This window comes from Oscillatoria sp. HE19RPO (genome assembly GCF_024220515.1).
Lineage (GTDB): Bacteria > Cyanobacteriota > Cyanobacteriia > Cyanobacteriales > Laspinemataceae > Laspinema.
Genome location: NZ_JAMXOT010000182.1, coordinates 1 through 9422, shown reverse-complemented (window position 1 = coordinate 9422; position 9422 = coordinate 1). Strand labels below are relative to the sequence as shown.

The window sequence follows — 9422 nt, the reverse complement described above, 5'->3', positions numbered from 1 at the left end:
GGGTTTAGTCCTCTTCGCAGGTTAGATGCAGTTTCTCCACCAGTTTTTGCACTAGATCTTTTCCTATATTCTCATAAATTAGCCACCCGGATTCTTGATTTTTGTAATAAGTTGGCAGAAATCCGGATGCCAGCACTAAGGCGCGTTCGTAAATTTCAGGCGATCGCTGATTCCAGGGAATTGCCAAACAATCCATCATTGTATCGTAGCGGACAATGCTATGAGAATTATTATGGTAAAGTGCCAGAAATCTTAACCCGTACCAATCCCCCTGTCGCCAAGTCTGGGTGTCCCCTTCGTAGAAAAGGGTACGAGGCGCAATTCCTGTTTGCTCAGAATGCCACATCTGATACATTCCGGTTTCATTGGGTAAAATGCACTCAATAAAATCATTAATTTCCCTATCAAAACGCTTCCACTGGTACAAAGGAACAACAATTCCCGGCAAAGGAGTAAGACTTTTTTGCCAATCGCTTATATCGGATAATCGTTCAATCAGTTGCCGGGAGACTTCACCTGGGTTAAGGAGGTCCAACTCCTGAGTAATCTGGTCTATTTTTTTGGTTTTTACCCGAATACAATCTGGGGCATTTCCTTGGGGTTGTGGTTTGGAAATGACTTCGCCATATTGGTGTAATTGTTGCAGTAATTTCTCGCTGCGCTGACCGCATAAAATGAATTCTGGACTCTCTGAATCAGACTTAATTTCAACTAGAGCAGAAGGTGCTACAGCCCAGCGTTTTCCATCGTTTGAAGATTCGAGATGTCCGAGTAGTTTTAAGCGACGTAAGATGGATTTGGGGTTGTCAAGATTGAGAGTGTCGCAGACCTTTCTGAAGGATTCGCAGGTGCCACATCCCATAGCGGAGAGTAAATAGAGCAGGCGATCGCATCGTTTTGAAAACTCTTCTACTTGAGAAGATGGTTGCGAAATCAGTAAACCAGTCCAATCAAATGGACTATCCTTGATTACGGGTTTTTGCACCTGATATGGAATTGGATTGGTATAATCGAAAACATCATGGGCAACCCCAACCATGTTTTTTATTTGTTTATAAGTAAAAGCAGAATTTCCTCGAACTGCCGGATTTTTAAAGTAGGGTAGTCTGAGTAACTGAGATGCCTCAATTTCCGGTGGAATTATCCCAATATTATCGCTCTCAATTGCTACAAAAAAATAAAATGATTGTCGTGGCTTTGCCCCTTTTTCTAAACGCACAATAGGCAAAAATTTGCTCAGATTTTGTTCTTGGACTTCCCGGGAAATTTTCTCAATCATATCTTGGGGTTTTCCCCGATAAGAATAACCGAGATACCATCGCTGTACTTGCGCCATTTAGCACCCCCTTGATTGCTCAGGTTTCAGAAAATTTTTCAATGATGCTCCCGCAAATCCGATACTCAGAAGCGAGCGGTAACTGTTCAAGCCGTTGGGGGGAGGCGATCGCCAACTCACTCCAAGGCAAAATTCTGAGAAATCTTTCAGTTGAAGCACGTCCAGCCATTGCCTCTATCATATAGTCCCCTGTACCAGGAAACTTAATTGAAATTTTGTGGTTGGTTTTGACTGTTGCTGAATATATTTCATGATGATCATGTATGCGAGTTGCTTTTAAATCAGTCGAAGGAGCAAAGCCAAACACGGTAATTTCGGGCGGATATTCTTCTAACCAAGCATTCTGTTGAGGCACTCGTAACCCACCGGATAAACTCATAGATAATCGCACTATAGGTTGCAACGCATCTTTCAGTTCTGAATTTTTAATAAATACAGCATCCCAAGCTTGAGAAATGACCATACACTGGTCTAGTTCTACCCAGTCTGAATTATCAAAGGGTGATATGGGTTCGCCACTCCATTCGATTAACCGTTCGTCTCGTAAACGCTGCAAGTCAGATAGCAATTCCTGCTTACATAGCAATATAAAAGCTGTCCCGAGTGCTGGGGTTCCCCAAGAAGCATAAACCCCCGCATCTGGATTATCGGGGTCAGGAATTAGGATCCAGAAATCCCGTTGGGGTAAAATTAGGCGATCGAGATTAGGGTTGTCTGTAATTTCGTACCTCGCACCCCGATCCAATTCATTGGCATTCAGGGGAGACTCCAAGGGAAAATACCATCCGGGGCGTTCCTCTCGCAAAGGCTGACACTTATCCCCTTGGTGAACAGAAATCGATGCCAATTGCCGTCCCCGTTGTTGTTTGGGGTAAATACAGTAATCAATTTCCCCAAAAAATGGATCTTCTGTCCGGTACAGTCCAGCAAGGAGATAGCGACTGCGAGTGCGGGCTTCTCGGTTTCGGATTGTGACAGATATTTCTGGATACTCTAACCATTGCTGGTAAACTTCGTGAATGGCTTCGGCAATGGCTTCATAACGTTGTCTATCTTCAAGCAACTGTTTAAGATGTTGAGAAAATCTGGATGCTTCTTGCCGAATATTTGCTAATAACGTCATCCCATCCCAATCTTTTTTCCACTGTTTCTCGTTAAATAAACGGCGCAATCTGTCTTGATCTGCACAGCGTAGCAAGGATTGAGAGATTGGATAGTTAATATATTTATCTCGTCTGGCAGTTCCCGGTTTTGCGGAAGGCAGAAATCCTTGGTGCATCAACCATCGATTCCACTCTTGCCACAAAGGTTCTTCCGTGCCATTTTTTAGCCCCGGGGGACGACCACTTTCTGTAGTTATCCTAAAAATTTGTTTTAATCGTTGGAAGTAATTGGTGTCGTTTATTTCTTCATCATCAGCCATTTGATAAGCGGCTAGAACCGTTGTTGCTAAAAAGCCAACACCTGGGGGATAATCTTTCGCATCACATCCGCCCATACCCTGCAAATTTATTCGTTCCTCAAAAAAAACTTTCTTTCTAACCGCCAATAGAAAATCATCGCTCCAGTTGTCTGCATTTAGCTCTAAACCAAATTCGCCACCAATGCGAGCAAGGATGTCATCGTCTACACTGAGGTAAACTCTTGTTCCCCAGGGGATGCCACTGGTAAAGTAGGATGCTATTGCCTGATTCCACTGTTGGTAATTTGCCATTGCTGCTACGGGCGATCGCCGGTGAGTGAGCAGTGGGTCTTGATTTTATGTCCGATTGGATGCCAGTCAGATTACTCCAACTCAAGCTCCAGCCCAGAGCTACTGGGTTAGCCTGCGATCGCGACAATCATACCGTTCTCATTACCCATATTTGTATTGTTGCAGATTTTGCCGCTTCCCAGATCAGTGAATTAAAAAAATTAACTTTGGCGGAAGATTAAGGGGTGTAGCTGTCCCTCGCCCAGTCCAGAGTTTGATCAGCAGTACATGGACTGGGCGATACTCTCTACGGTGGTCTCAGATTCCTTTGGCATGACCTCATTGAAGACCCAGGGAGTTCATCCGGCTTTGTTGAGGTCCCGTTTTGCCCAGGGTAGGGTTGTGACCTCAGCGCTGATGCGTTCGTGGGGGCAGGAGTCCGATGAGTGTTGGAACTTGTCATGAAGGGATGATATTTCCCTCCTGCGATCGCAACCCTACCCGATTCGGAGAGCATAAGAACCCCATCAGCGGCGGTTGAACCAAACTTTAATTATAATCCAGGCTTTAACAAAAATATCACCGGACTCAGCCCTGATATGAAGCGCTTCTTCTCATTCTCGAATTGGGCTACCGACTTCCCAGAGAATGATTGAGAGTAAGTATTCTGGGTCTCTATAAAACTTGGGATTGGATTTTCATCCAATCCCTTGGTTATTAACGTTCTATTTTCTATAATTGAGCAGGTCAGTCAAAACAATTTCTCCCTTATTTCGGAGTCTCCCTGGTCTTCTCTCCCTAGGGGTTCCCCCACCCAACCGCCGACAACTTCATCAAAGAATCCGGGTTGCCATTCTGATGGGTTTGGGGGGTTTGCTAACTCGCTTTTGGGCAAAAGTTCCCAGATCACAATGGCCTCCAATTCCTGATTTTGATATTCCGGTGGCAACGGGACTCGCAACACCCCATCCGCTCCTACGGTGGTTTTCAAGTGAATGCTCTGCATGATATTTTCCTCTTAGATATATCGCACTTGATTTTCCATTTCATCGGCTGTAACTTCGTTCAAAATTACTAGAAGTCGCTGGACGATTTGTGGAGGTGGACGGCGCACGGCAAAAATCATCCCATAGTGAATTTGTTCAGAGGAAAAATATGCCTGGGCGAGTTCCTCAAAATCAACTCGGTTATGGGTGAGTAACACCCTCTGTTGACTTACGGCATAGGCAAGTTGTTCAGGATCACTACTGTGAAGGGTTCCCGCGTCCCGCGCCGTTATGACATCAAACCCTTTGACTTTGAGCAAGTCTGCCACCAGGACGTTCACATCTTCATCCAGATAGAGACGGATAAATACATCAGTCATAGCCCTTTCACCAATGGATCGATTAATTCATCGGGGATGCGATTGCGCTCAATATACTGGTGAATCTCTTCCTGGTTGTCGCTGTAGTAGCTCAAGGCATCAAAGACCTGGGCTAGGGTTAGATGGGGCATTCCGATGGGAATTTCTTCCGGCAGAACTCCCATGCGCCAGGTTTCCACAATGGCTCTAACTGGGGTGCGAGTGCCTTTGATAATGGGTTCGCCCCCCAAGATTTCATCATCTCTGACAATATAACGATTTTCTGTTGCTTTAACCATTTCTGTTGCTCCTAATATCAAGTCCGAAAGATTAACCTAAAAAGTCCTTTCCTCCTCTTCTCCCCCTTCCCTCGCAGGGAAGGGGGTTGGGGGGTTAGGTCCCACGGTTTATCCCCTACCCCTGAAAAGCCCGATCGCCTCTCTAGGAATTGGAATAACCAGGGGATGACACCGCCTTGTCCCCTCCCGAATGTTTACTCAAAAAAGTCGATCGCAATTTGATCGCCCACTTGTATCCCCAGTTCCGCAGCGCGTCCTCCCCCCAGTTCCAGCACATACTCAACCGGGGTATTGGGCGGTCCGTAGAAGGGACAGGGGTCGGTGGTACAGGGGGGAACATCGGCTGCGATCGCCAGGACTTCTCCATCCCGCAAAAATATCATATCCAGGTTAATCTCGACGTTTTTCATCCAAAAGGTGACGGGTCTGGGGGGATTAAAGGGAAACAACATCCCCCGATTGGGCGCAATCTCACTTCGGTGCATCAGGCCGATCGCCTGTTGTTGTGGCGTGGTTGCCACTTCCAATTCAATGATTTGGTCGCCGATGGTTGCTTGTGCGGTAATGGGCAAATCTTGTCCCCTCTCTATTTGGACTCTTGGTGAGAAAGACACGCTCTCCCCCTGGGGTTGGGCGGTGGCAGAGGGGGGTAACCCCGAAGGTGCACAACCCAATAAAAACAGGCTGAGACTGGTGACAATCAACTGGGCTAAACTCTTCATTATGCTACGGCTTAACGGTTACTGCTTTGATTCAATTTGAGAGCGAATAGTTGCGATCGCCGATCCACAAATTCACCGGGACGGCCTTTCCTCGCGGATTCACTTTGAGCTGGATCATTAAGGGTTCGAGTTGTTCCTCCTGGTCGGTCAAATCTAAGGTTTGCAAAATTTCCTCCCGTTGCGATCGCATGAGGTAAAATTTTTCTCCCTCATACTCCACCAAGTCTTCTGAGGATTTCCCCTTAATCATCACTTGCTTTTCCCCTAATTCCATCGGGCGATCGCCACTTAACCCCACCGCGACCCAAGGCGTTGGCACTTCCCCGGTTTCTTCCGTTGTCGGCGGTTCCAAAATGACATAGAGGGTCAAATCGGGGTCTAACAATTTGGCGTTGGGGTTACACTGATTTTTCTTCCGATTTCGGGGTTGGTTATTCTTGGGACAAGGCACAGGAGTTCCCGGCAGTTCTTCCCATCCGGGAACTTCTTCTAATTTTTTGAAGCTGGAAATGTTATAACTAACCTGATTGGAAGAATTCCTAATAAATTTACTCAAATTAACAGGTTCAGTTTCTAAGGTGACTAATTTCCCATTTCCTTCGGTATGAACGGCAAAAAATGCCCCGGTCAGCATGGCAGCAGTTTGAATGAACAGAGGAATTAAAAATCGACCCACCACTAAGCTGGGTTTGATTTTTTTTAGAAAAGAAGGCTGCTCGTTTTGCATAATTTAGAAGAATCCCCCGCTTCATCATTTCGGGGTCAGGGGGAAATTATAATTGACGAAAGAATGTTGATTTTAAATCCAAAATGGGAGTATCTCAATTTTGCCTAAAAACCAGTCTGACCTCTCCGGTGGCCCTCCCCTAAAAGGAGAGGGAGAATAAGGAATTTTTTTGATTGCTGGAGAGGAGAATAAATCTCTTTCTCCCCCTTCCCTCAGAGGGAAGGGGGCTGGGGGGTTAGGTCTCTTTTCAAAGCGGGCAATTCATGCTCAAATCAAGTCTTCCGGTTCAATAGGTTTAATCCGACTGCCGACGGCGAGGCCAATGGCAATGGTAGCCATTCCAAAGAGAACAAAGACGATGGATTTCAAGACTAATCCGGTTTCATACTCTAGGACTCGGGTGAGAATTTGTAAGGTTAATAATAGCGTACCCCACCAAAAAATCCGCCGATCGCCTTGGGTGAGACCCTGACGCATCAATCCGTATGCTAACAAAAAGAGCAGGATGTTAAAAAGTAAAGGACCCAGCAGGGGTAAAGGTTGGATGCCAAAATGCCAGAACAGCATCCCTGTGGCGATCGCAATCATGAGGCCGATCGCATGATTCAAGTAAGCATCGGGGGATGAAAAACGCCGGAAAGTATCCCGAGGGCTGCCAAAATGCCACGCTAAGGCCAACCAACTTCCGAGGACGATTAGCACATCGAGGAGGTAGGCAAACCCTTGTTGAAGGGGAATTTCAGCAATGGTCGGGTCCCAGGGCGCGAGGGGGGAAGCTGAGGACCAAAACCAATGAAAGGAGATGACATAAAACGAGAGGGCGAGAAAGATTAGGGCAAAGGTGCGGGCGACGGGTCTAAATCGGGGGAGTTCTTCGCCGCCCTCAAATAGGGAGGTGACTTGCCAGGGTTTATCATCATAACTCCACAGGAGGGCCGGGGGTAGGGCATAGGCGATCGCCAGCATCCAATGATTCGGCACATTCAGCAGACTAAACCCCACAATCAGATTGACTTGTACCGACTGAATCAGGACCAAGGTTGCCAATCCAAAAATCCAGGGCGATCGGCACCAGTATGCCAGGGGCACTAACAGGAAGGCGGAAATTAAGGGCAGATGGAGGACCACAGTCCGGATCCAAAACAATCCTTCTCCCTGATACACCTGAGCTAAACCGGGCCAGTATCCTACCCCAATTAATAGAGTGGCTAAAATTCCACAGCCGGTCAAACGCAAGCTGTAGGCCATGACCAGGACCGCCAATCCCCAAATTAACCAAAATTCTCCCCAAGACGGACTCATGAGGAAAATTTCCCCAATTAAGCTGATGTTTAAGCCGAGGAGGAGGGAACTTAGAAAGAATAATCCGTGGCCGGTGCGAGTTTGCCATCGAAGGAAGCGATGCGATCGCCCGAGGGGGTCGCCCCACAAATAGAAGGCGCACAGATTCACGGCGATGAAGACTCCCACGAGGACGCCGGTTTTGAGTTCCCGGGACCAGACATCCCAATTGGCTTGGACGAGGGCGATCGCCCCGCTACTGATCAGCATTGCGCCCAACCCCACCAGGATGGCAATAAACCGAGTCAGATTCGGGCGATCGAGGGTTTCAAACCCATAGCGACGGGACAATTCTTGATAGTGATCCTCGGAAATCAAGCCCTCCATCGTCCATGAACGAGCCTCTGTGCGTAATTGGCGGCGAAACTTTTCCGAAACCATGCAGGGAAAGGATAAAAAATGACAGCGTTGAAGGGCAAAAAACCGCTGGGTGAGGGGCGTCAGTCCCCCGGGCGGGGGCTGGGACCCGGGTATTCAGTTCACAAGAGGTCAAGGACCTCAACTTTCGTCCAGGGGTAGGGCTGGGATGAGGGGGAGGGGTTTACTTAGATTCGGGGTCGAGTTGGGATCTGCCGTTACGAACGACGCGCAACATTTCTGAGAGTTGACTTTCCAGGTTGTAGAGGACGCGATCGGCATAATCATCCGCCCCTTTTTCGATCGCCTCCGCTTCAGCGATCGCCCGGGACCTCATCTCCTCTAGCTCCTCCATCGCTTGCCGTCGCAACCGTTCGATTTCCGAAATGGTCTGTTCCTGGGCGGATTCGCAATCAAGCTGAACCTGTTGGCGCAGATGGTCTGATTCTAACTTTGCCTGTCGGACAATCCCCATTTCATCGAGAATTTGGGCCGCCCTTTGCTCGGCAGCTTCCAAAATTTCCTGGGCATATTGTTCGGCTTGGACAATGATTTCGTCCTTGTGGCGGATGATTTCCTCTACTTCCTCAAAGGCAGCAGGTAAATTCAGCCGCAAGAGATCGAGCTGCTCTAGCAACTGCTCCTCATCCACCAGGGTCCTTCCCGTAAACGGGATGCGCGGACTTTCGAGAATCATCTCCTCCAGTCGGTTTAGTTCCCTCTGGATATCTAGGAGTCCCTGCTCTGGCTCGGGAGATTCTTCTGGGAGACTCGATCTGTCGTCTGGGTCAATCCGGGCTGTGTCTTGGCGTAACATCGGTAGATATCAAGCGCAACGTGCTGGGGAACAAGGTGATCGATGGAGCCGCCAAATCGGGCAACTTCCTTTACTACACTACTGCTTAAAAAGCTGTATTCGTTGGAAGTTGCTAAAAAAACGGTCTCGATTTCAGTGGCTAGGGTTTTGTTAGTATGAGCCATTTGGAGTTCTAGCTCAAAGTCCGAGAGCACTCGCAGTCCCCTTAACAGGACACTCGCCCCTCGAATTCTGGCATAGTTCACCGTCAAGCCCTCAAAACAGTCTATTTCTAAATTAGACAAATGGGGGGTCGCAAGGCGAATCTGCTCTAAACGCTCTTGCACGGTAAACAGTGGAGTTTTATTGGGATTAATCACCACCGCTACAATCACCTGGTCAAACAGCTTACACCCTCGCTCTATGATGTCAAGGTGACCTAGGGTAATGGGATCAAAGCTGCCCGGATAAATTGCAATCACAAGGATTTAGTTAAGTTATCAGATTCGCTTAGGGACTTTAGAACTCAAGTAGGATAGCATTTCGATTCGGGCAAATGTGACGTTTGGACATCTGCTTTGTTGAAATGGCAACGGCTACTGCAACCCATCATACCACCTTTAGGATGACTGGCAACTCAAGTTTTTCCCTTGTTTATAGTTCGGGCTGATTTCTTCCCAGGGGACTGGTTATTTTTAGTGAAATTTTTTAGAAGATATCTGCTCATCCTGAACAGTTCACCTTCCTTGGATCAGATCCATAAATTCAAGGTCAAATCAACCCAAATATTTATGGGAGGACTTCCG

General features: G+C 47.5%; 11 protein-coding genes. 1 reads left to right on the top strand and 10 read right to left on the bottom strand.

The window, feature by feature from the left end; genetic code table 11:
* Positions 1 to 4: 4 nt before the first annotated feature.
* Together NG833_RS16960 and NG833_RS16955 are read right to left on the bottom strand one after the other, a co-directional pair.
* Positions 5 to 1336: a hypothetical protein gene (locus NG833_RS16960; protein WP_254566465.1), complete on the bottom strand. Its 1332-nt coding sequence runs from the start codon at positions 1334 to 1336 to the stop codon at positions 5 to 7.
* Between the two features lie 19 nt (positions 1337 to 1355).
* The gene (locus NG833_RS16955) at positions 1356 to 3050 is read right to left on the bottom strand and encodes a hypothetical protein (RefSeq protein ID WP_254566464.1); all 1695 of its coding nucleotides are present in this window, start codon (positions 3048 to 3050) and stop codon (positions 1356 to 1358) included.
* A 32-nt stretch (positions 3051 to 3082) separates the two neighbouring features.
* On the opposite strand from NG833_RS16955, the gene NG833_RS16950 reads away from it, so the two are divergent.
* A complete protein-coding gene (locus tag NG833_RS16950) occupies positions 3083 to 3271 on the top strand; it encodes a hypothetical protein (protein ID WP_254566463.1) in 189 nt (62 codons plus the stop codon).
* A gap of 509 nt (positions 3272 to 3780) precedes the next feature.
* Here NG833_RS16950 and NG833_RS16945 read toward each other — a convergent pair.
* From NG833_RS16945 to coaD, 8 genes are all read right to left on the bottom strand, one after another.
* Positions 3781 to 4035 (bottom strand): hypothetical protein, encoded by a 255-nt coding sequence (locus NG833_RS16945; RefSeq protein ID WP_015150593.1) that lies wholly within the window; start codon positions 4033 to 4035, stop codon positions 3781 to 3783.
* Positions 4036 to 4047: 12 nt separating this feature from the next.
* A complete protein-coding gene (locus NG833_RS16940; RefSeq protein WP_254566462.1) occupies positions 4048 to 4395 on the bottom strand; it encodes a DUF5615 family PIN-like protein in 348 nt (115 codons plus the stop codon).
* Complete coding sequence (locus tag NG833_RS16935) at positions 4392 to 4673, bottom strand: DUF433 domain-containing protein (RefSeq protein ID WP_015150591.1); 282 nt, start codon at positions 4671 to 4673, stop codon at positions 4392 to 4394. The genes NG833_RS16940 and NG833_RS16935 overlap by 4 nt, the downstream gene beginning before the upstream one ends.
* Positions 4674 to 4867: 194 nt before the next feature.
* Positions 4868 to 5395, bottom strand: a complete 528-nt coding sequence (locus NG833_RS16930; protein WP_254566461.1) for a DUF192 domain-containing protein — start codon at positions 5393 to 5395, stop codon at positions 4868 to 4870.
* 31 nt (positions 5396 to 5426) lie between these two features.
* The gene (locus tag NG833_RS16925) at positions 5427 to 6122 is read right to left on the bottom strand and encodes a GDYXXLXY domain-containing protein (RefSeq protein WP_254566460.1); all 696 of its coding nucleotides are present in this window, start codon (positions 6120 to 6122) and stop codon (positions 5427 to 5429) included.
* Positions 6123 to 6389: 267 nt separating this feature from the next.
* The gene (locus NG833_RS16920) at positions 6390 to 7844 is read right to left on the bottom strand and encodes a DUF2157 domain-containing protein (RefSeq protein WP_254566459.1); all 1455 of its coding nucleotides are present in this window, start codon (positions 7842 to 7844) and stop codon (positions 6390 to 6392) included.
* A 160-nt stretch (positions 7845 to 8004) separates the two neighbouring features.
* Positions 8005 to 8517, bottom strand: coding sequence for a hypothetical protein (locus NG833_RS16915; RefSeq protein ID WP_375293922.1), 513 nt, complete (start codon positions 8515 to 8517; stop codon positions 8005 to 8007).
* A gap of 32 nt (positions 8518 to 8549) precedes the next feature.
* Positions 8550 to 9098 (bottom strand): pantetheine-phosphate adenylyltransferase, encoded by a 549-nt coding sequence (coaD, locus tag NG833_RS16910; protein ID WP_254566457.1) that lies wholly within the window; start codon positions 9096 to 9098, stop codon positions 8550 to 8552.
* Positions 9099 to 9422: the final 324 nt, after the last annotated feature.

Coding starts and splice junctions, on each gene's coding strand:
- NG833_RS16915 (WP_375293922.1), bottom strand. CDS start 8,517: ATGATTCTCGAAAGTCCGCGCATCCCGTTTACGGGAAGGACCCTGGTG.
- NG833_RS16935 (WP_015150591.1), bottom strand. CDS start 4,673: ATGGTTAAAGCAACAGAAAATCGTTATATTGTCAGAGATGATGAAATC.
- NG833_RS16940 (WP_254566462.1), bottom strand. CDS start 4,395: ATGACTGATGTATTTATCCGTCTCTATCTGGATGAAGATGTGAACGTC.
- NG833_RS16945 (WP_015150593.1), bottom strand. CDS start 4,035: ATGCAGAGCATTCACTTGAAAACCACCGTAGGAGCGGATGGGGTGTTG.
- NG833_RS16960 (WP_254566465.1), bottom strand. CDS start 1,336: ATGGCGCAAGTACAGCGATGGTATCTCGGTTATTCTTATCGGGGAAAA.
- NG833_RS16955 (WP_254566464.1), bottom strand. CDS start 3,050: ATGGCAAATTACCAACAGTGGAATCAGGCAATAGCATCCTACTTTACC.
- NG833_RS16930 (WP_254566461.1), bottom strand. CDS start 5,395: ATGAAGAGTTTAGCCCAGTTGATTGTCACCAGTCTCAGCCTGTTTTTA.
- NG833_RS16925 (WP_254566460.1), bottom strand. CDS start 6,122: ATGCAAAACGAGCAGCCTTCTTTTCTAAAAAAAATCAAACCCAGCTTA.
- NG833_RS16920 (WP_254566459.1), bottom strand. CDS start 7,844: ATGGTTTCGGAAAAGTTTCGCCGCCAATTACGCACAGAGGCTCGTTCA.